Below are 21,247 nucleotides of genomic sequence, written 5' to 3'. Positions count from 1 at the left end.
TACGGGCGGCGCCTGGGCTGACGCAGCTGTCGCTAGCGGGCTATGGCGCTAGACTCCTGATCGGCAACGGCAACGGCAACGGCAACGGCAACGGCAACGGCAACGGCCAAAACGATAAACCGGAAATCGGCCTCCCGTTTTTTCCGCGAATTGGCCATTTGTCCGCCACAACCCTGGGCTTAACCTGCAGGCAGATACCCCTCAGGAGAAACCCGATGCGATCCATCCGCCTACCTATTGTCCTACTGACATTAGGCCTGCTCGCCCCGTTATCGCCTACCTGGGCCCACGGCGAGAAGCCCGACCAGGTCAAGATTCTCCAGGAGCAACTCCCCACCAATGCCCCCGGCAAGAAAGCCGTGATGCTCACGGTCAGCTATGGCCCCGGCCAGGCGTCGCCCGCCCATCAGCATCCAGGAGCGGTCATGGCCTATGTACTGGAAGGGGCGGTGACCTCCAAGCTCAATGACGAACCGGAGAAAACCTACAAGGCCGGCGAGTTCTGGTACGAGGCGCCGGGTACCGTGCACAGCGTGTCGCGCAATGCCAGCAAGAGCGCGCCGGCCAAGCTGCTGGTCTGGAGCCTGGTGGAGGAGGGCAAGCCGGTGACCGAGCCCCTGGCCAAGCCCTGAATCGCAGGCAATAAAAAACCTCCAGTGCTTGCGCATCTGGAGGTTTTCAGTGTTTGGCTCCGCGACCTGGACTCGAACCAGGGACCCAATGATTAACAGTCATTTGCTCTACCGACTGAGCTATCGCGGAATCTGCGCGTATCTTACCGATTGGTTGAGGGAAGTCAAGCTTCCCCCAAGACAATCAAGCAGTTACAGCACTTCGACGATGGCCTTGGTGACCACGTGAATGTTGCTCTGGTTCAGCGCGGCGACTGCGATGCGGCCGGTGTCCAGGGCGTAGATGCCGAACTCGTTCTTCAGGCGCGCCACTTGCTCCACGGTCAGGCCCGAGTAGGAGAACATGCCGCACTGGCGACCGACGAAGCTGAAGTCGCGCTTGGCGCCGTATTCGGCCAGCAGCTCGACCATCTGCTTGCGCATGCCGTGGATGCGCTCGCGCATCTCGGCCAGCTCGGTTTCCCACATCTGGCGCAGCTCGGGGCTGTTGAGCACGGCGGCGACGATGCTGGCACCGTGGGTCGGCGGGTTGGAGTAGGTGGTGCGGATCACCCGCTTGACCTGCGACAGCACGCGGGTGCTTTCGTCCTTCGAGGCGGTGACGATCGACAGCGCGCCGACGCGCTCGCCGTACAGCGAGAACGACTTGGAGAACGAGCTGGAAACGAAGAACTCCAGGCCCGATTCGGCGAACAGGCGCACGGCGAAGGCGTCTTCGTCGATGCCGGCACCGAAGCCCTGGTAGGCCATGTCGAGGAACGGGATGTGGCCCTTGGCCTTGACCACTTCCAGGACGTTTTTCCAGTCGTCCAGCGACAGGTCGACACCGGTCGGGTTGTGGCAGCAGGCGTGCAGGACGATGACCGAGCCGGCTGGCAGCTTGTTCAGGTCCTCGAGCATGCCGGCGCGGTTGACGTCATGGCTGGCGGCGTCGTAGTAACGGTAGGTCTGTACCGGGAAACCGGCGCTCTCGAACAGGGCGCGGTGGTTTTCCCAGCTCGGGTCGCTGATGGCCACCACGGCGCCCGGCTGCAGGCGCTTGAGGAAGTCGGCGCCGATCTTCAGCGCGCCGGTGCCGCCCACGGCCTGTACGGTGACCACGCGGCCGGCGGCCAGCAGTGGCGACTCGGCGCCGAAGATCAGCTTCTGCACGGCCTGGTCGTACTGGGCGATGCCGTCGATCGGCAGGTAGCCGCGGGAAGCGTGCTGGGCGGCACGGGCGGTTTCGGCCTCGATCACCGCGCGCAGCAGCGGGATGCGGCCTTCCTCATTGCAGTAGACGCCCACGCCCAGGTTCACCTTGTCGGTGCGTGGGTCGGCGTTGAATGCTTCGTTGAGGCCCAGGATAGGGTCGCGGGGTGCCAGCTCGACAGCGGAAAACAGGCTCATTGTTACCTTGGCTCTGATAGGAGAGTGATAGGGGTCGCCACGCTCCAGCCGAAGGCACTGAAGCGGTGCGCAAACGGGGAGTCAGTATAGTGATACCGACCGGTCACTGCGACAGTCTGGCGCAGCTTTTCCGGCTGTTTGCGCAAATATTTTTCGACCATTGGTCGAATTGCCCGGTCCATTGACATGAACGTTCACAGGTCGGGCTTGAATCCCGCGCCCAGGGGGCGCATTTGGGTATAGACTACTGGCTAAATTTACAGTTGCCGCGACATCCACGAGGTCCGTCATGTCCGAGTTCCAGCTCGTCACCCGATTCCAGCCGGCCGGCGACCAGCCCGAGGCCATCCGCCAGATGGTCGAGGGCATCGACGCGGGCCTGTCGCACCAGACCCTGCTCGGGGTGACCGGCTCGGGCAAGACCTTCAGCATCGCCAACGTCATCCAGCAGGTGCAGCGCCCGACCATGGTGCTGGCGCCAAACAAGACCCTTGCGGCGCAGTTGTACGGCGAGTTCAAGGCGTTCTTCCCGAACAACGCGGTGGAGTACTTCGTCTCCTACTACGACTACTACCAGCCCGAAGCCTACGTGCCGTCGTCGGACACCTTCATCGAGAAGGACGCGTCGATCAACGACCACATCGAGCAGATGCGCCTGTCGGCGACCAAGGCGCTGCTGGAGCGGCGCGACGCGATCATCGTCACCACCGTGTCGTGCATCTACGGCCTGGGCAGCCCCGAGACATACCTGAAGATGGTCCTGCACGTCGATCGCGGCGACAAGCTCGACCAGCGCGCTCTGCTGCGGCGCCTGGCTGACCTGCAGTACACTCGCAACGAGATGGACTTCGCCCGTGCCACCTTCCGCGTGCGCGGCGATGTGATCGACATCTTCCCGGCCGAATCGGACCTGGAGGCGATCCGCATCGAGCTGTTCGACGACGAGGTGGAGAACATCGCCGCCTTCGACCCGCTCACCGGCGAGGTGATCCGCAAGCTGCCGCGCTTTACCTTCTATCCCAAGAGCCACTACGTGACCCCGCGGGAAACCCTGGTCGAGGCCGTGGACGGGATCAAGGAGGAGCTCAAGGAGCGCCTCGAGTACCTGAATTCGCACAACAAGCTGGTGGAGGCCCAGCGCCTGGAGCAGAGGACCCGCTTCGACCTGGAGATGATCCTCGAGCTGGGCTATTGCAACGGCATCGAGAACTACTCGCGCTACCTCTCCGGGCGCCCGGCCGGCGCGCCGCCGCCCACGCTCTACGACTACCTGCCGGATGACGCGCTGCTGGTGATCGACGAATCCCACGTCAGCGTTCCCCAGGTCGGCGCCATGTACAAGGGCGACCGTTCGCGCAAGGAAACCCTGGTGGAGTACGGCTTCCGCCTGCCGTCGGCACTGGACAACCGGCCGATGCGTTTCGATGAATGGGAGGCGGTCAGCCCGCAGACCATCTTCGTCTCCGCCACGCCAGGCCCCTACGAGGCCGAGCACGCCGGGCGGGTGGTGGAGCAGGTGGTGCGGCCGACCGGCCTGGTCGATCCACAGGTCGAGGTACGCCCGGCGCTGACCCAGGTGGACGACCTGCTGTCGGAGATTGGCAAGCGTGTGGCCATGGGCGAGCGGGTGCTGGCCACCACGCTGACCAAGCGCATGGCCGAGGACCTCACCGACTACCTGGCCGACCACGATGTGCGGGTGCGCTACCTGCACTCGGACATCGACACCGTCGAGCGGGTCGAGATCATCCGCGACCTGCGCCTGGGCACCTTCGACGTGCTGGTGGGGATCAACCTGCTGCGCGAAGGCCTGGACATGCCCGAGGTGTCGCTGGTGGCGATCCTCGATGCCGACAAGGAAGGTTTCCTGCGCTCCGAGCGCTCGCTGATCCAGACCATTGGCCGTGCCGCGCGCAACCTCAACGGCAAGGCGATTCTCTACGCCGACAACATCACCGGTTCCATGCAGCGGGCCATCGACGAGACCGAGCGGCGCCGGGCCAAGCAGGTGGCGTTCAACGAAGCCAATGGCATCGTGCCCAAGGGCGTGGTCAAGGACATCACCGACATCATGGAAGGCGCCACGGTGCCGGGGGCACGGAGCAAGAAGCGCAAGGGCATGGCCAAGGCGGCGGAAGAGGCCGAGCGCTACGAGGCCGAGCTGCAGACCCCGGCACAGATCACCAAGCGCATCAAGCAGTTGGAAGAGAAGATGTTCCAGTTCGCCCGCGACCTGGAGTTCGAGGCCGCCGCGCAGTTGCGCGACGAGATCGGCAAGCTGCGCGAGCGCCTGCTGACCAGCTAAAGCCGTACGCAATCCCTGTAGGAGCGGCCTTGCCGAGGCGTCGGACCGGCCGGAAAGGGCTGCGCAGCAGCCCCAGGATTTCAGCGTCAAGGCAGAAATTGCCGGGGCCGCTCTGCGGCCCTTTCGCGGCACAAGGCCGCTCCTACACAGGTCAGGCGTGACTCGATCAGTGCGCCTCGCCCGCCTTCAACCCCTGCGGCAACGTGCGCGTCAGCAACACCGCCAACATGCTCACCGCCAGCCCGATCCCGACAAAATGGAAGGCATCGTTGTAGGCCATGATCAAGGCCTGCTGGTGAGTAATCTCGGACAGCTTGCCCAGCGCCGCATTATCGCTGCCCAGCCGCTCGGCCAGCTGCGCCAAGCGCTCCGCCACCTGGGGGTTGCTCGGCACCACCGCCTCGCGCAGGTAGTCGAAGTATTCCTTGGTCCGCGCATCCAGCAGCGTCGCCAGCAAGGCGATGCCGATGGCGCCGCCCAGGTTGCGCAGGATGTTGAACAGGCTCGACGCCGAGCCCGCGTCCTGGGGCTGGATATAGGCCGTGGCGATCAGCGAGATGGTCACCATGATCATCGGCTGGCCAAGGGCGCGGATCACCTGGATCTGGTTGAACTGCGGCCCGGCGAAGTCCGGGTTGAGCACCCCGGAGCCGAAGCTGGCCGCGCCGAACAGGCAAAAGCCCAGGGCGCACAGCACCTTGGGCGGGATCACCTTCATCAACTGCGGCACCAGCGGAATCAGGAACAGCTGCGGCACGCCCATCCACATGATCACCTCGCCGATCTGCAGGGCGTTGTAGCCCTGGATCTGCGCCAGGTACAGCGGCAGCAGATAGATCGATCCGTACAAGCCGACACCCATGCCCAGGCTGGCGATGCTCGACAGACCGAAGTTGCGGTTGCCGAGAATGCGCAGGTTGATCAGCGGGTGCGGGCGGGAGAACTGCAGGATCACGAACAGGATCAGGCTGAGCAGGGCGACGCTGCCCAGGCTGACGATCAGGTTCGACTCCAGCCAGTCCTTGCGATGCCCCTCCTCGAGAAACACCTGCAGGCAGCCCAGGCCCAGGCCAAGGGTGACGATGCCGGCGTAGTCGGTGCTCTTGAGCAGTTCCCAGTGCGCCTCCTTCTTCTCCAGCCCGTAGAGCAGGCCGGCGATCATCACCAGCCCCGGCGGGATGTTGATGTAGAAGATGTACTCCCAGCCCCAGTTCTCGGTCAGCCAGCCGCCCAGGGTCGGGCCGATGGAGGGGGCGAAGGTGGCGGTCATGGCGAACATGGCCATGCCCTTGGCGCGGTGGTGTTCGGGCAGCTTGATCAACGTCAGGGTGAACGCCAGCGGGATCAGCGCGCCGCCGGTGAAACCCTGCAGGGCTCGGAACACGATCATGCTCTCGAGGTTCCAGGCCATCGAGCACAGCAGCGACGACACCAGGAAACCCAGCGACACCCACACCGCCAGGCGCCGGGCCGAGAGCAGTTGCACCAGCCAGGCGGTCAGCGGAATCATGATGATCTCGGCCACCAGGTAGGAGGTGGAGATCCACGAGCCTTCCTCCAGGGTCGCCGACAGCGCGCCCTGGATGTCCTTGAGCGACGAGTTGGTGATCTGGATGTCCAGCACCGCCATGAAGGCGCCGAGCATCACGCTCATCACCGCGATCCAGTCGCGCCGGGTCGGCTCTGCGGTGGGGCGCAGCAGCGGATCACCGGCCATCCGCATCTCCATCGCGCAGGTCGACCGTGGCGGTGACCGACATGCCCGGGCGGATGCGCCCATGCAGCGGGTTGTCGGCGGCGAAGGTCAGCTTGACCGGAATGCGCTGCACCACCTTGGTGAAGTTGCCGGTGGCGTTGTCCGGCGGCAACAGGCTGAACTGCGCGCCGGAAGCGGCGAACAGGCTGTTCACGCGGCCTTCGATCGGGGTGTCGGGGTAGCTGTCGAACAGCAGTTCGGCACGCTGGCCGGGATGCATGCGGCCGATCTGGGTCTCCTTGAAATTGGCCTGCACCCAGATGTCCTCGTCGGGGACAATCGACAGCAAGTAGGCGCCGGCCTGCACCACCTGGCCGTTGCGGGCGCTGCGCTGGCCGATGGTGCCGCTGATCGGCGCGTGGATCGCGCAGCGGGTCAAGTTCAGCTCGGCCTGGGCCAGGTCGGCGCGGGCGTTGGCGATCTGCGCGTCGAGGCGCTTGAGTTCGGCGTTCAAGGCGTCGACCTGCTGGCGCTGGCCCTTGAGGTCGGCCTGGGCCTTGTCCACCTGGGAGCGGGCGACATGGCTTTCCGCCGACAGGGTGGTGACCCGCTCTTCGGAGACGAAGCCGGGTTTGCGCAGGGCCTGGGCGCGGTTGAGGTCCAGCTGCGAGCGGTCGAGGGTGGCCTGGCTGGCGGCGACCTGGGCCTGGCCGGCCGCGATCAGGCTGCCTTGCTGGGTCAGGCGGCTGCGCGCCTGGGCCAGTTCCGCCTCGCGGGTGGCCAGGGCCGCGCGGGCGCGCTCGACGGCCAGTTCGAAGTCGGCGGCTTCCAGGCGTACCAGCAGGTCGCCCTTGCGCACATGCTGGTTGTCCTCGACCCGCACTTCGTCGATGCGCGCCCCCAGCTGGCTGGAGATGCGGGTGATCTCGCCCTGCACATAGGCGTTGTCGGTGCTCTCGAAGAAGCGCCCCTTGAAGTACCAATGGGCCAGGAAGGCGAGGCCGACCAGCAGCACCAGGGAGAGGAAGACCAGCAGGCGACGTTTGAGTGGAGTGGGCATGGGAGGCAGTCATTGCGAAAATGTAAGCAAATATAACAGCGCTCGACCGGACGCTCACAAGTGACGATCGCGCCATTGCTGGAGCCCGGTGCCCGCTCCCTGCTAACATTCCGCCTTTGTTTCTCTTTGTCCGAGACTCTCCATGACCACCGTTCGTACGCGCATCGCGCCATCGCCCACCGGCGACCCCCATGTCGGCACCGCCTACATCGCCCTGTTCAACTACTGCTTCGCCAAGCAGCACGGCGGTGAGTTCATCCTGCGGATCGAAGACACCGACCAGTTGCGCTCCACCCGCGAGTCCGAGCAGCAGATCTTCGACGCCCTGCGCTGGCTCGGCATCGAATGGAACGAAGGCCCGGACGTCGGCGGCCCGCACGGCCCGTACCGGCAGAGCGAGCGTGGCGAGATCTATGCCAAGTACGCCAAGCAGCTGGTCGACGCCGGCCATGCCTTCTACTGCTTCTGCACCGCCGAAGAGCTGGAGCAGATGCGTGCCGAGCAGATGGCCCGCGGCGAAACCCCGCGCTACGACGGCCGCGCCCTGTTGCTGAGCGACGAGGAAGTGCAGCGCCGCCTGGCCGCTGGCGAACAGCATGTGATCCGCATGAAGGTGCCGAGCGAAGGTGTCTGCGTGGTGCCGGACATGCTCCGTGGCGACGTCGAGATCCCGTGGGACCGCATGGACATGCAGGTGCTGATGAAGAACGACGGCCTGCCGACGTACTTCCTGGCCAACGTGGTCGACGACCACCTGATGGGCATCACCCACGTGCTGCGCGGCGAAGAGTGGCTGCCGTCGGCGCCCAAGCTGATCAAGCTGTATGAGTACTTCGGCTGGGAACAGCCCAAGCTGTGCTACATGCCGCTGCTGCGCAACCCCGACAAGAGCAAGCTGTCCAAGCGCAAGAACCCGACCTCGGTGACCTTCTACGAGCGCATGGGCTTCATGCCCGAAGCGATGCTCAACTACCTGGGGCGCATGGGCTGGTCGATGCCGGATGAGCGCGAGAAGTTCTCGCTGGCCGAGATGGTCGAGCACTTCGACCTGTCGCGCATCTCCCTCGGTGGTCCGATCTTCGACATCGAGAAGCTGTCGTGGCTGAACGGCCAGTGGCTGCGTGAGCTGCCGGTGGAAGAGTTCGCCGCGCGCGTGCAGAAGTGGGCGTTCAACAGCGACTACATGATGAAGATCGCCCCGCACGTGCAGGGCCGGGTCGAGACCTTCAGCCAGGTCGCCCCGCTGGGTGGCTTCTTCTTCGAAGGCGCGCTCAAGCTCGACGCCAAGCTGTTCGAGAGCAAGAAGCTGTCGGCCGACCAGGTACGCCAGGTGATGCAGCTGATCCTGTGGAAGCTGGAAAGCCTGCGTCAGTGGGAAAAGGACCGTATCACCGGCTGCATCCAGGCCGTGGTCGAGTCGCTGGAGTTCAAGCTGCGTGATGCCATGCCGCTGATGTTCGCCGCCATCACTGGCCAGGCCAGCTCGGTGTCGGTGCTCGACGCCATGGAAATCCTCGGCCCCGACCTGACCCGCTACCGCCTGCGCCAAGCCATCGACCTGCTCGGTGGCGTGTCGAAGAAGGAAAACAAAGAGTGGGAGAAGCTGCTGGCGAACATCGCCTGATCCAGCTTTCACCGATCCTGTAGGAGCGGCCTTGCGCCGCGAAAGGGCCGCATGGCGGCCCTAGTGATTCATGCACTGATGCTGAAATCGAGGGACCGCTTTGCGGTCCTTTCGCGACACAAGGCCGCTCCTACAAGGGAGCGGCGCTCTGATTCAGCAGGGCAGGGCGGTAAGTGATTGTTATCTGTGAAAAAAATTTTGAATATTTTCAAAAATTCGTTTGACAGCCCTGCAATCCGATCTTAATATGCGCCCCGTCCACAGCGATGAACGAAAACGAAACGCCAGGCACCCAGCCAGCGCTTCGGTTCAAAGCGACATTGTGGGGCTATAGCTCAGCTGGGAGAGCGCCTGCATGGCATGCAGGAGGTCAGCGGTTCGATCCCGCTTAGCTCCACCAAATTCCGACTGATGGCCAAGGCCGTCAGGCAAGACCGGTTCCAGCAAACGGGTCTTGAAGGTAAGAAGGTTCGTCCCCTTCGTCTAGTGGCCTAGGACACCGCCCTTTCACGGCGGTAACAGGGGTTCGAGTCCCCTAGGGGACGCCAGTTTCACACAAGCGATGTTTCACGATGTCGCTGGGCCGCGAGGCTAGAAATCCGGGGCTATAGCTCAGCTGGGAGAGCGCCTGCATGGCATGCAGGAGGTCAGCGGTTCGATCCCGCTTAGCTCCACCAATTTTGCCGCGATTCGCGAAAGTGGATCGGCACGAAGGTTACGTCCCCTTCGTCTAGTGGCCTAGGACACCGCCCTTTCACGGCGGTAACAGGGGTTCGAGTCCCCTAGGGGACGCCACTTTTACCCGCGTTTGCGGGAGTTGAATGGCTCATCATCCAGATCGGTGAGTCATTTGTTTTACTCGGGGCTATAGCTCAGCTGGGAGAGCGCCTGCATGGCATGCAGGAGGTCAGCGGTTCGATCCCGCTTAGCTCCACCAATTCGCCACGATTCGCAGCAGCGAGTCGGCACGAAGGTTAAAGTCCCCTTCGTCTAGTGGCCTAGGACACCGCCCTTTCACGGCGGTAACAGGGGTTCGAGTCCCCTAGGGGACGCCAATTTTTTACCTGCGTTTTGCAGGACTTATAAGGCTCATTCGATTATTGAATGGGCCTTTTGTTTTTTCTGCCTCCCGAAAAATGTCGCTGCGCCGATCAATGGCCGCAGATTCCGCTTGCCAGGAAATATTATGAGCATAATATGATGATCATAATGTTTTGAGGTGAGCCATGAGCGACAAGAAGAGCAAGACCCGTGAACGCATCCTCGATGCCGCCCGCAGCGCGTTGGTCCAGCAGGGGCCGGCCGAGCCGAGCGTCAGCCAGGTCATGGGCGCCGCGGGGCTGACAGTCGGCGGCTTCTATGCCCACTTCGACAGCAAGGACGAGCTCATGCTCGAGGCGTTCAGCCAGTTGCTCGGCGAACGCCGCGCCTTGCTCGCTCAGCTCGACCCCGCCCTCGACGGCGCCGAGCGTCGGGCCCTGGTCGCGGCCTTCTACCTGTCGCGCAAGCACCGTGATTCCGAGGTGCAGGCGTGCCCGATTCCCAATGCGCTGAGCGAGATGCAACGCCTGCCGGAGGCGTTTCGCAATGTGCTGGCCGAACACATCGAGCTGATGACCGCACAGATGGTCGATCGCCCCGAAGACATCGACAAGGCGCTCGCCGATTTCGCCCTGATGGTGGGCGGCCTGGCCGTGGCCCGTGCACTGGGTGATGGCGAGTTGTCCGACCGTATCCTGCGCGCCGCCAAGTCGGCGGTGATCTGAGCAACCTGACCCTGGAGCAAGGCGATGACTACCCTGAGCTGGATTCGTGGCGTCAATGGCACCCTCGGCTACCTGGTCCCCGAGCATGTCGCCGGCAAGATGCGTCGTGCCTTCATGACGCCGCGCACCTTGCCGCCCAAACCCTGGGAGCTGCCGTTGCTGGCCCGCGCCGAACGCATCACCCTGCGCTTCGGGCTGTCGGCGCTGCGCTGGGGGCAGGGGCCGACGGTGTTGCTGATGCATGGCTGGGAAGGGCGCCCGACCCAGTTCGCGGCGCTAATCGAGCGGCTGGTCGACAGCGGCCACACCGTGGTGTCGCTGGAAGGGCCGGCCCATGGGCGCTCGCCCGGCGAGCAGGCGCATGTGGTGGCGTTTGCCCGGGCCTTGCTGGAGGCCGCCGCCGAGCTGCCGCCGTTGCGGGCGGTGATTGGCCACTCGATGGGCGGCGCCAGCCTGTTGCTGGCCCTGCAATGGGGGCTGCGCACCGATGCGGCGGTCAGCATCGCCGCGCCGGCACGTCTGCTCGGCGTGCTGCGCGGCTTCGCCCGGCGCCTTGGCCTGCCGGCCCGGGCCAGGGCCGCGTTCATCCGTCAGGTGGAGCGGGATGTCGGCGTCCAGGTGGCGCGCCTGGATGTCAGTGGCTATCAGCTGGATGTGCCGGGCCTGGTGGTGCATGCCGAGGACGATCCGGTGGTGCCGGCCGGCGAGGCGCCGGTGATTCACCAGGCCTGGTTCGACAGCCGTTTGCTGCTGCTGGAAGAGGGCGGCCATCAGCGGGTGCTGGCCGACCCGCGCCTGGGCGAGGCGGTGATGGAACTGCTGGCGCGCTCCAGCCAGCGCGCGCGGCAAAGCGCCTGAGCATCCGTTACACTCTGCCCGGTCACTGAACACCAGGAGCGGGCATGAGTTGGGATCTGGCAACACCATTCATCATCGACCTACGCGTCGGCAGCGAGGACATCGACGGCCTCGGCCACGCCAACAACGCCGTCTATGTCACCTGGCTGGAGCGCTGCGCCTGGCGCCATTCCCAGCGCCTGGGGCTGGACCTGGCCGAGTATCGCCGGCTGGACCGGGCGATGGCTGTGGTTCGCCATGAAATCGACTACCTCGCCGCCGCCTATGAGGACGACGAGCTGCAACTGGGCACCTGGATCGTCGACTGGGACCAGCGCCTGCGCATGACCCGACGCTTCCAGCTCAAGCGCCCGAGTGACGGCGTTACCCTGCTGCGGGCGCAGACCACCTTCGCCTGCATCGAGCTGTCCAGCGGCAAGCCCAAGCGTATGCCGGCGGAATTCCTCGACGGCTACGGTCCGGCGCTGACCGGCCGCTGAAACGGGGCGGTTTTTTGCTAGACTGCCGCCTTTTTCGTGGCGAGACCCTGACATGCAAATTGCCCTGGCCCCGATGGAGGGGCTGGTCGACAACATCCTGCGCGACGTCCTGACCCGGGTGGGCGGCATCGATTGGTGCGTCACCGAGTTCATCCGCGTCTGCGACCGCCTGCTGCCGGCGTCGTCGTTCGACAAGCTGGCGCCGGAGCTGCGCCAGGGCGCGCGCACCGCCGCCGGCGTGCCGATGCGTGTACAGCTGCTCGGCTCGGATCCTGTGTGCCTGGCTGAAAACGCGGCCCTGGCCTGCGAGCTGGGCGCGCCGGTCATCGACCTGAACTTCGGCTGCCCGGCCAAGACCGTCAACAAGTCCCGGGGCGGGGCGGTGCTGCTCAAGGAGCCTGAGCTGCTGCATGCCATTGTCCGCGAGGTGCGTCGCGCGGTGCCGGCGCATATCCCGGTGACTTCGAAGATGCGCCTGGGCTACGACAGCCCCGACGGCGCGCTGGACTGCGCCAGGGCGCTGGCCGAAGGCGGCTCGGCGCACCTGGTGGTGCATGCGCGGACCAAGGTCGAGGGCTACAAGCCGCCGGCCCATTGGGAGTGGGTGGCGCGGGTGCAGGATGTGGTCGCGGTGCCGGTGTTCGCCAATGGCGAGATCTGGACGGTCGACGACTGGCGGCGTTGCCGCGAGGTCAGTGGCGCCAGGGACATCATGCTGGGCCGTGGGCTGGTGTCGCGCCCGGACCTGGCCCTGCAGATCGCCGCGGCCCGCGATGGCGTCGAGTACCAGCCGATGAGCTGGGACGAGCTGCTGCCGCTTTTGCGCGAGTTCTGGCGCCAGGCCCAGGACAAGCTGTCGCCGCGCTACGCGCCGGGGCGGATGAAACAGTGGCTGGCGATGCTGACCCGTGGCTATCCCGAAGCGGTGGCGCTGTTCGCCGAGTTGCGTCGGGAGGATGACTGCCAGCGGATCAGTGGGTTGCTGGGCGTGGAGATGCGGGCTGTCGAGGCTTGTGTCGCCTGAGCTGGCGCTATCGCGGGGCCATACCCAGTCAAAAAAATTTTCAGGCCAGCCCTTGAAAGCCTTTTGCCCGGACCTATCTCTTGAGTACGCGATGCCGAAGTCGGGTCGCGTAGTGACTTTACTTGCTGAATCTCAGGAGTTAATGACCATGACTACCGCTTTCTCTCTCGCACCGCTTTTCCGCAACTCCGTCGGTTTCGACCGTTTCAACGACCTGTTCGAAGCCGCCGCCCGTAACGAGGCCGGTAGCAGCTACCCGCCCTACAACGTGGAAAAGCATGGCGATGACCACTATCGCATCGTGGTTGCCGCAGCCGGCTTCCAGGAACAGGACCTCGACCTGCAGGTCGAAAAAGGTGTCCTGACCGTGACCGGCGGCAAGCGCGACAACGCTGGCGAAGGCGTCACCTTCCTGCACCAGGGCATTGCCCAGCGCGCCTTCAAGCTATCGTTCCGCCTGGCCGACCATATCGAGGTCAAGGGCGCGGGCCTGGCCAACGGCCTGCTCAGCATCGAACTGCTGCGCATCGTGCCGGAAGAGGCCAAGGCCAAGCGCATCCCGATCAACGGCGAGAAGCCGGCGCTGAATTGAGTTCGGCGGGATGAAAGAAAGGGCACCTTCGGGTGCCCTTTCTGTTTTATGCGGACCCTGTAGGAGCGGCCTTGTGTCGCGAAAGGGCTGCGCAGCAGCCCCAGGGTTTCAGCGTTAAAGCAGCAATCGCCGGGGCTGCTGTGCAGCCCTTTCGCGGCACAAGGCCGCTCCTACAGGGGATCGCTTGATTAGTAATCCGCCGGCGCCTCCAGCAGCATCTGGCGGAACTCCGGCAGCGGCAGCGGTCGGCTGTGCAGGTAGCCCTGGTACAGGTGGCAACCCAGCCGCTCGAGGAATTCCAACTGCTCGGTCAGCTCCACACCCTCGGCAATTACCGCCAGTTCCAGGCTGCGGGCCATGGCGACGATGGCGCGGACGATCTCGGCGTCGTTGGGGTCGACCGGCGCGTCGCGCACGAAGGTCTGGTCGATCTTCAGCGCATCCACCGGCAGGCGCTTGAGGTAGGTGAGCGAGGAATACCCGGTGCCGAAGTCGTCCATGGCGAAGCTCACGCCGTAGCCCTTGAGCTCGCGCATCTTGCTGATGGTGTCCTCCAGGTTCTGGATGACGATGCCTTCGGTGATCTCCAGCGTCAGCATGCGCCGCGGCAGGCGGTAGTCGTCGAGGCTGCGCAGTACCCGCTCGACGAAGTCGTTCTGGCGGAACTGCCGCGGGCTGATGTTGACGCACAGGCTGAAGTCGTCGGCGTCGATCAGGCCGTCCGCGAGCATGCGCGCGCAGGCATCGCAGGCTTCGTCGAGGATCCAGCTGCCGACTTCGAGGATCAGGCCGCTTTCCTCCAGCACCTGGATGAACTGCGCCGGCGGTTGCTGGCCCAGTTGTGGGTGGTGCCAGCGCAGCAGCACCTCGGCGCCGACGATGCGGTTGTCACGGGCATCGACCTGGGGCTGGAAGTGCAGGGCCAGTTCGCCCCGGGCAAGGGCCAGGCGCAGGTCACTCTCCATGCGCAGGCGCTCGCTGGCGGCCTTCTGCATGGTGGTGTGGAACAACTGGGTGGTGTTGCGGCCGGAGTCCTTGGCCCGGTACAGGGCGATGTCGGCGCGCTTGAGCAGGTCGGCGGGGGTGGCGCCATGGTCGGGGATCAGCGCCACGCCGATGCTCGGCGTCACCTGCAGCCGCTGGCCGTCCAGTGACATTGGCTCGGCCAGCAGCTCGCGCAGGGTGTCGGCCAGCTCGCGGACCCGGCTCTCGACCACCTCGCGGCTGCCCTCCAGGCCGCTGAGCAGCACCACGAACTCGTCGCCGCCCAGGCGTGCCACGGTGTCCTCCAGGCGCACGCTGGCCTCGAGGCGGGCGGTGATGATCTTCAGCACCGTGTCGCCCACCGGATGGCCGAGGGAGTCGTTGATGTGCTTGAAGTGGTCGAGGTCGAGGAACAGCAGCGCGCCGCGCAGGTTGTGGCGTTTGAGTAGGGCGATCTGCTGGCTCAGACGGTCCATCAGCAGGGCGCGGTTGGGCAGGTTGGTCAGCGGGTCGTGGTAGGCCAGGTGGCGGATCTGCGCCTGGGCGTTCTTCAGCAGGCTGACGTCGCGGGCGTTGATCAGCAGGCAATCGGTCTCGTTGAGGCTGATCGGCTCCACCGAGACTTCCACGGTGAGGATGTCGCCGCGCTTGTTGCGCCCGAGCATTTCGCGGTGATGCACGCGGCCGCGCTCGCGCAGCTCGTTGAGCAGGGCGGCGCGCTGCTTTTCGTCGGCCCAGATGCCGATCTCGTAGACCGTGCGCCCCACCACTTCCTCGGGGCTGTAGCCGGTCAGCCGGCTGAAGCCGTCGTTGACCTCCACGTAGCGCCCGCTCTGGCGCTCGGTGATGGTGATGGCGTCGGGGCTGGAGTGGAAGGCCTTGGCGAATTTCTCCTCGCTGGCCTTGAGCGCCGCCTCGGCGCGTTGCTGCTGGGTGATGTCGCGCAGGGTGGTGACGCTGCAGGGCTGGCTGTCGACGCTGATCAGGCGGCTGGATATCACGCAGGTCAGCGGCGTGCCGTTGCGGTGGTTGACCACTACCGCCACGTTGCTCAAGGCCTGGTCGCGGATCACCCGCTCGATGCGCTGGGCGCGCTCGGCCGATTCGGCCCACAGGCCGATCTCCTCGGCGGTCTGGCCGAGGATCTGCTCCGGGTTCCAGCCGAAGGTCTGGCTGAAGGCCGGGTTGATCTCGATGAACTGGCCGGTGTCCTGGCGGGTCACGCAGATCGGGTCGGGGCTGACCTGGAACAGGCTGGCGAATTTTTCTTCCGAGGCGGTCAGGCGTTGTTCGCGCTCGACCTGGTCGGTGATGTCGAGCAGGGTGCCGGCCATGCGCAGCGGGTTGCCCTGGTCGTCGCGGTACAATCGGGCGCGGCTTTCGATATAGCGCGAGGCGCCGTTGTCCAGCTGCACGCGGTAGGTGATCTGGTAGTTGCCCGCCGGCCCCTCGCGCAGGCTGCGGTAGGCTTGGCGCATGACGCTGCGCTCGTGTTCGGGCACGCCTTCGAAGAACGCCTCGAACGACTCGTGGAACGGTACCGGGTCCAGCCCGTGCAACTGGGCGGCGCGGGCCGAGCCGTAGAGCATGCCGCTGGGGATGTGCCAGTCCCAGGTGCCGAGCTGGGCCGAGTCCAGGGCCAGGTCGAGGCGCTCCTGGCTGTCCTTGAGCGCCTGTTCCGCGCGTTTGCGCTCGGTGGTGTCGACGAAGGTGCTGATCAGGTAGGTGACGCCTTCGAGTTCGATGCCCTGGGTGCAGAGGATGCCGTCGTGGATCTTGCCGCTGGTGGCGCGGAACTGCACCTCCAGGGTGAACGGCCCGCTGCCGGCGCGGGTGGCGTCCATCACCAGGTGGCGCTGCTCGGGATTGACCCACAGGCCCAGCTCCAGGCTGGTCTTGCCGACCACCTGGGCGCCCGGCCAGCCGAACATGTGCTCGAAATGCTGGTTGACCTCGATGATCAGGCCGTCGTGGCGGCGGGTCAGGAGGATGGCGTTGGGGCTGAGGTGGAACAGGGTGGCGAAGCGCTTTTCCGAGTTGATCAGCGCGGTTTCCCGCTCGCGCTGGCGGGTGATCTCGCGAATGACCCCGATCATCTGTGGCCGGCCATGGGGGTCGTGGGTCAAGCTGCCGTTGATCTCCAGCCAGTGCACGCTGCCATCGGGCCAGCGGATGCGGTGGCGCATGGCCTGCTCCACCGGTTCGCCATTGACCACGGCCTGGAACGCCTGGCGGGTGCGGGCGCGGTCTTCCTCGGGAAGCAGGTCCAGGTAGTCGACATCGTTGGGCAGCGGGCGCTGCGGATCGAAGCCGAACAGTGCCTGGGTGCCCCGTGACCAGCTCACCCGGCCACTCTCGATGTCCCACAGCCAGGCGCCCAGGCGCGCGCCGTTGAGCGCGGCCAGCAGCTGGGGAGCGTTCTGCCAGGCCAGCTCCGATTCCTGGGGATCGGCCGCAGGGATGCGTGGCAGGCGCGGAAAGCGGTTTGCTGATTTGGGCATCGGTACCAGACCTTTGGCGGAAAACGCGTCCTTGTGGATGTCATGCCGTACTGACGAGCGGTCAGGCGGACCCTGCATGGCTGTCGAGCAAGGCCATGAAGGCCCTGGCCGCGTTCGACAGCGTGCGTTCGGTATGCAGTATGTAGCCTAGCTGGCGTGACAGCTGTATGCCGGGCAGGGCGATGGGCGCCACCTGTTCATCGAGCATAGTACGTGGCAGCACGCTCCACGCCAGGCCGATCGACACCATCATCTTGATGGTTTCCAGGTAGTTGGTGCTCATGGCGATGTTCGGCACCAGGCCCTGGCTCTCGAACAGGCGTTGGACGATATGGTGGGTGAAGGTGTTGCCGCCGGGGAACACCGCCGGGTGGCGCGCCACGTCGGCCAGGCTGACCGCGCCGTTGCTGGCCAGCGGGTGCTCGGGCGAGGCGACGAAGTCCAGGGCGTCGTCCCATACCGGCACCGCCCGCACCAGATGGTGCGGCTCGGGCGCCAGGGTGATCACGGCAATTTCGGCGCGGCCGTGCAGCACCTCGTCGTAGGCCGCCTCCGAGTCGAGGAACTGGATATCCAGGGCCACCGCCGGGTACTGGCGGGTGAAGGCGCGCAGCAGCGGCGGCAAGCGGTGCAGGCCGATGTGATGGCTGGTGGCCAGGGTCAGGCGACCGCTCACCGCCCCGGTGAGGTTGGTCAGGGCGCGGCGGGTATCATCGAGTACGTTGAGGATCTGATAGGCGCGGGGCAGCAAGGCGCGGCCGGCCTCGGTGAGGGTGACCTCGCGGCCCAGGCGGTCGAACAGGCGCACGTCCAGTTGCTGCTCGAGGCCGGCGATGCGCTTGCTGATGGCCGGCTGGGTCAGGTGCAGGCGTTCGCCCGCCCCGGAAAAACTGCCGGTTTCGGCGATGGCGATGAAGGCGCTGAGGTTGGCCAGGTCCATCTATTTGAATTCCTGATGGTTATGCAAAGCATGAAAATTATGAATTTGAGTTATTCAATCTATCGCCATAGCATCGTCCGTACAAGCCAAGGGGTCTTTGGCATAGAAAGACGCTGATGAGGAACAGTCTGATGGCTGGCAAAACGCTCTACGACAAACTCTGGGAAGCTCATGAGGTCAAGCGCCGCGATGACGGCTCGTCCTTGATCTACATCGACCGCCACATCATCCATGAAGTGACTTCGCCCCAGGCTTTCGAAGGCCTGCGCCTGGCCAGCCGCAAACCCTGGCGCATCGACGCCAACATCGCCACCCCCGACCACAACGTGCCGACCACGCCGGAGCGCAAGGGCGGTATCGAGGCCATCGTCGACCAGGTGTCGCGCCTTCAGGTGCAGACCCTCGATGAGAACTGTGACGAATATGGCATCGTCGAATTCAAGATGAATGACGAGCGTCAGGGTATCGTCCATGTCATCAGCCCGGAGCAGGGCGCGACCTTGCCGGGCATGACCGTGGTCTGCGGCGACTCGCACACCTCCACCCACGGCGCGTTCGGCGCCCTGGCCCATGGCATCGGCACCTCCGAGGTCGAGCACGTGCTCGCCACCCAGTGCCTGGTGGCCAAGAAAATGAAGAACATGCTGGTGCGCGTCGAGGGTGAGTTGCCCGCCGGCGTCACCGCCAAGGACATCGTCCTCGCCGTGATCGGCAAGATCGGCACCGCCGGCGGCAACGGCCACGCCATGGAGTTCGCCGGCAGCGCCATCCGCGAGCTGTCGATGGAAGGCCGCATGACCATCTGCAACATGTCCATCGAAGCCGGTGCCCGGGTAGGCCTGGTGGCTGTCGACGGCACCACCGTCGCCTATGTCGAAGGCCGTCCGTACGCGCCAAAGGGCGAGCAGTGGACGCAGGCCGTCGAGGCCTGGAAAGGCCTGGTGTCCGACGCCGATGCCGTGTTCGACACGGTGGTCGAACTCGACGCCGCGCAGATCAAGCCGCAGGTCAGCTGGGGCACTTCGCCGGAGATGGTTCTGGCCGTCGACCAGCGTGTGCCGGACCCGGCCGCCGAGCCCGACCTGATCAAGCGCGGCTCGATCGAGCGCGCCCTCAAGTACATGGGCCTGGCCGCCAACCAGGCAATCACCGACATCAAGCTCGACCGCGTGTTCATCGGCTCGTGCACCAACTCGCGCATTGAAGACCTGCGCGCCGCGGCCGAGATTGCCAAGGGCCGCAAGGTGGCCGCCAACGTCAAGCAGGCGCTGGTGGTACCGGGCTCGGGGCTGGTCAAGGCCCAGGCCGAGCGCGAAGGGCTGGACAAGATCTTCCTCGAGGCCGGCTTCGAATGGCGTGAACCAGGCTGCTCGATGTGCCTGGCGATGAACCCGGACCGCCTGGAGAGCGGCGAGCACTGCGCGTCCACCTCCAACCGCAACTTCGAAGGCCGCCAGGGCGCCGGTGGTCGAACCCACCTGGTCAGCCCGGCCATGGCCGCCGCCGCCGCGGTGACCGGCCACTTCATCGATGTCCGCGAGTTGATCCAAGGGAGCGCAGCATGAAAGCCTTTACCCAGCACACCGGTCTTGTCGCGCCATTGGATCGCGCCAACGTCGACACCGACCAGATCATTCCCAAGCAGTTCCTCAAGTCGATCAAGCGTACCGGCTTCGGCCCCAACCTGTTCGACGAGTGGCGTTACCTGGACGTCGGCCAGCCTTACCAGGACAACAGCAAGCGCCCGTTGAACCAGGATTTCGTCCTCAACCACGCGCGTTACCAGGGTGCCAGCGTGTTGCTGGCGCGGGAGAACTTCGGTTGCGGCTCGAGCCGCGAGCATGCCCCGTGGGCGCTCGACGAGTACGGTTTTCGCAGCGTGATCGCGCCGAGCTTCGCCGACATCTTCTTCAACAACAGCTTCAAGAACGGCCTGTTGCCGATCATTCTCGACGCTGCCGAGGTCGACGAGCTGTTCAAGCAGGTCGAGGCCAACCCGGGTTACCAGCTTACCATCGACCTCGAGGCCCAGGCCGTGACCCGCCCGGACGGCAAGGTACTGAAGTTCGAGATCGACGCGTTCCGCAAGCACTGCCTGCTCAACGGCCTGGACGATATCGGCCTGACCCTGCAGGACAGCGACGCGATCAAGGCGTTTGAGGGCAAGCACCGCGCCAGCCAGCCCTGGTTGTTCCGCGACGCGTGATTGACTGCTTGCCCCGCGCAGAAGGGCATTGGACACTGAAGTACTTCGGCGCGCCTGCGAGGCGCGCCGCTTGATTGGATAGAGGAAAGCATGAGCAAGCAGATTCTGATTCTCCCAGGTGACGGCATCGGCCCGGAAATCATGGCCGAGGCGGTCAAGGTGCTGGAACTGGCCAACGACAAGTTCCAGCTCGGCTTCAGCCTCACCCACGACGTGATCGGTGGCGCCGCCATCGACAAGCACGGCGTGCCGCTGGCCGACGAGACCCTGGCGCGTGCGCGCCAGGCCGACGCCGTGCTGCTGGGCGCCGTGGGTGGCCCGAAGTGGGACAAGATCGAGCGTGACATCCGTCCGGAGCGCGGCCTGCTGAAGATCCGTTCGCAACTGGGCCTGTTCGCCAACCTGCGCCCGGCCATCCTCTATCCGCAACTGGCCGATGCCTCGTCGCTCAAGCCCGAGATCGTTTCCGGCCTGGACATCCTCATCGTCCGCGAGCTGACCGGCGGCATCTACTTCGGCGCGCCACGCGGCCAGCGCGAGCTGGAAGGCGGTGAGCGCCAGGCCTACGACACCCTGCCGTACAGCGAGAGCGAAGTGCGCCGCATCGCCCGTGTCGGCTTCGACATGGCCCGCGTGCGCGGCAAGAAGCTGTGCTCGGTGGACAAGGCCAACGTCCTGGCTTCCAGCCAGCTGTGGCGCGAAGTGGTCGAAGAGGTGGCCAAGGACTACCCGGACGTCGAGCTGAGCCACATGTACGTGGACAACGCCGCCATGCAGCTGGTCCGCGCGCCCAAGCAGTTCGACGTGGTGGTGACCGACAACATGTTCGGTGACATCCTGTCGGATGAGGCTTCCATGCTCACCGGTTCCATCGGCATGCTGCCTTCGGCGTCGCTGGATGCCGACAACAAGGGCATGTATGAGCCGTGCCACGGTTCGGCGCCGGACATCGCCGGGCAGGGCATCGCCAATCCGCTGGCGACCATTCTCTCGGTGTCGATGATGCTGCGCTACAGCTTCAACCAGATGGCCGCCGCCGAGGCGATCGAGCAGGCGGTGAGCCGGGTGCTGGACCAGGGCCTGCGCACCGGCGACATCTTCTCCGAGGGCTGCCGCAAGGTGGGTACGCAGGAAATGGGCGACGCAGTAGTCGCAGCGCTGCGGAATCTGTAATCTCTCTGGCCCGCCACC

General features: G+C 65.2%; 16 protein-coding genes and 7 tRNA genes. 17 read left to right on the top strand and 6 right to left on the bottom strand.

Annotated features, from left to right (window positions below; all coding sequences use genetic code 11):
- Positions 1–215: 215 nt before the first annotated feature.
- A complete protein-coding gene (locus tag V0R62_RS10955; RefSeq protein ID WP_330103728.1) occupies positions 216–632 on the top strand; it encodes a cupin domain-containing protein in 417 nt (138 codons plus the stop codon).
- Positions 633–686: 54 nt separating this feature from the next.
- Here the strand turns inward: V0R62_RS10955 and V0R62_RS10950 are convergent.
- Positions 687–762, bottom strand: a tRNA-Asn gene (locus V0R62_RS10950).
- Between the two features lie 62 nt (positions 763–824).
- Entirely contained in the window at positions 825–2,021 is a 1,197-nt protein-coding gene (locus tag V0R62_RS10945; protein WP_028690419.1) for an amino acid aminotransferase, read from the bottom strand.
- Positions 2,022–2,310: 289 nt separating this feature from the next.
- Here V0R62_RS10945 and uvrB point away from each other — a divergent pair, with 289 nt between their 5' ends.
- Complete coding sequence (gene uvrB / locus V0R62_RS10940) at positions 2,311–4,326, top strand: excinuclease ABC subunit UvrB (RefSeq protein WP_050704719.1); 2,016 nt, start codon at positions 2,311–2,313, stop codon at positions 4,324–4,326.
- Between the two features lie 166 nt (positions 4,327–4,492).
- Here uvrB and V0R62_RS10935 read toward each other — a convergent pair whose 3' ends face one another.
- Together V0R62_RS10935 and V0R62_RS10930 are read right to left on the bottom strand one after the other, a co-directional pair.
- The gene (locus tag V0R62_RS10935; protein ID WP_186716437.1) at positions 4,493–5,983 is read right to left on the bottom strand and encodes an MDR family MFS transporter; all 1,491 of its coding nucleotides are present in this window, start codon (positions 5,981–5,983) and stop codon (positions 4,493–4,495) included.
- A gap of 49 nt (positions 5,984–6,032) precedes the next feature.
- Positions 6,033–7,082, bottom strand: coding sequence for an HlyD family secretion protein (locus V0R62_RS10930; RefSeq protein ID WP_330103727.1), 1,050 nt, complete (start codon positions 7,080–7,082; stop codon positions 6,033–6,035).
- A 142-nt stretch (positions 7,083–7,224) separates the two neighbouring features.
- Between V0R62_RS10930 and gltX the strand changes: the two genes are divergently transcribed.
- The 12 genes from gltX to V0R62_RS10870 all read left to right on the top strand — a co-directional run bounded on the left by gltX (position 7,225) and on the right by V0R62_RS10870 (position 13,425).
- Complete coding sequence (gene gltX / locus V0R62_RS10925) at positions 7,225–8,706, top strand: glutamate--tRNA ligase (protein ID WP_186716428.1); 1,482 nt, start codon at positions 7,225–7,227, stop codon at positions 8,704–8,706.
- Positions 8,707–9,030: 324 nt separating this feature from the next.
- Positions 9,031–9,106 (top strand) — tRNA-Ala (locus V0R62_RS10920).
- Between the two features lie 72 nt (positions 9,107–9,178).
- Positions 9,179–9,254: transfer RNA gene (locus V0R62_RS10915), tRNA-Glu, on the top strand.
- Positions 9,255–9,307: 53 nt separating this feature from the next.
- Positions 9,308–9,383 (top strand) — tRNA-Ala (locus V0R62_RS10910).
- Positions 9,384–9,425: 42 nt separating this feature from the next.
- Positions 9,426–9,501, top strand: a tRNA-Glu gene (locus V0R62_RS10905).
- Positions 9,502–9,567: 66 nt separating this feature from the next.
- Positions 9,568–9,643, top strand: a tRNA-Ala gene (locus tag V0R62_RS10900).
- Positions 9,644–9,685: 42 nt separating this feature from the next.
- Positions 9,686–9,761, top strand: a tRNA-Glu gene (locus V0R62_RS10895).
- Positions 9,762–9,932: 171 nt separating this feature from the next.
- Positions 9,933–10,472 carry a TetR/AcrR family transcriptional regulator gene (locus V0R62_RS10890; protein ID WP_028690424.1) on the top strand — a complete coding sequence of 180 codons (540 nt, stop codon included), beginning with the start codon at positions 9,933–9,935 and terminating at the stop codon, positions 10,470–10,472.
- A 24-nt stretch (positions 10,473–10,496) separates the two neighbouring features.
- The gene (locus tag V0R62_RS10885; RefSeq protein WP_330103726.1) at positions 10,497–11,330 is read left to right on the top strand and encodes an alpha/beta fold hydrolase; all 834 of its coding nucleotides are present in this window, start codon (positions 10,497–10,499) and stop codon (positions 11,328–11,330) included.
- 44 nt (positions 11,331–11,374) lie between these two features.
- Positions 11,375–11,809, top strand: coding sequence for an acyl-CoA thioesterase (locus V0R62_RS10880; RefSeq protein WP_096048341.1), 435 nt, complete (start codon positions 11,375–11,377; stop codon positions 11,807–11,809).
- Between the two features lie 52 nt (positions 11,810–11,861).
- Positions 11,862–12,833, top strand: a complete 972-nt coding sequence (locus tag V0R62_RS10875) for a tRNA dihydrouridine synthase (RefSeq protein WP_234561571.1) — start codon at positions 11,862–11,864, stop codon at positions 12,831–12,833.
- A 148-nt stretch (positions 12,834–12,981) separates the two neighbouring features.
- Positions 12,982–13,425 (top strand): Hsp20 family protein, encoded by a 444-nt coding sequence (locus tag V0R62_RS10870; protein ID WP_186735837.1) that lies wholly within the window; start codon positions 12,982–12,984, stop codon positions 13,423–13,425.
- A gap of 188 nt (positions 13,426–13,613) precedes the next feature.
- Here V0R62_RS10870 and V0R62_RS10865 read toward each other — a convergent pair whose 3' ends face one another.
- A complete protein-coding gene (locus tag V0R62_RS10865; RefSeq protein ID WP_330103725.1) occupies positions 13,614–16,910 on the bottom strand; it encodes a PAS domain S-box protein in 3,297 nt (1,098 codons plus the stop codon).
- A 61-nt stretch (positions 16,911–16,971) separates the two neighbouring features.
- Complete coding sequence (locus V0R62_RS10860; RefSeq protein ID WP_028690430.1) at positions 16,972–17,850, bottom strand: LysR family transcriptional regulator; 879 nt, start codon at positions 17,848–17,850, stop codon at positions 16,972–16,974.
- A gap of 131 nt (positions 17,851–17,981) precedes the next feature.
- Between V0R62_RS10860 and leuC the strand changes: the two genes are divergently transcribed.
- The 3 genes from leuC (at position 17,982) to leuB (ending at position 21,229) form a co-directional block, all read left to right on the top strand.
- The gene (leuC, locus tag V0R62_RS10855) at positions 17,982–19,415 is read left to right on the top strand and encodes a 3-isopropylmalate dehydratase large subunit (RefSeq protein WP_110739340.1); all 1,434 of its coding nucleotides are present in this window, start codon (positions 17,982–17,984) and stop codon (positions 19,413–19,415) included.
- Positions 19,412–20,056: a 3-isopropylmalate dehydratase small subunit gene (leuD, locus tag V0R62_RS10850; RefSeq protein WP_110739341.1), complete on the top strand. Its 645-nt coding sequence runs from the start codon at positions 19,412–19,414 to the stop codon at positions 20,054–20,056. Before leuC ends, leuD begins: the two co-directional genes overlap by 4 nt.
- Before the next feature lie 90 nt (positions 20,057–20,146).
- Complete coding sequence (gene leuB, locus V0R62_RS10845; RefSeq protein ID WP_330103724.1) at positions 20,147–21,229, top strand: 3-isopropylmalate dehydrogenase; 1,083 nt, start codon at positions 20,147–20,149, stop codon at positions 21,227–21,229.
- Positions 21,230–21,247 lie beyond the last annotated feature (18 nt).

The organism is Pseudomonas carassii (assembly GCF_036324045.1).
GTDB classification, from domain to species: domain Bacteria; phylum Pseudomonadota; class Gammaproteobacteria; order Pseudomonadales; family Pseudomonadaceae; genus Aquipseudomonas; species Aquipseudomonas peradeniyensis.
This window is presented reverse-complemented; position numbering and strand designations above follow the sequence as displayed.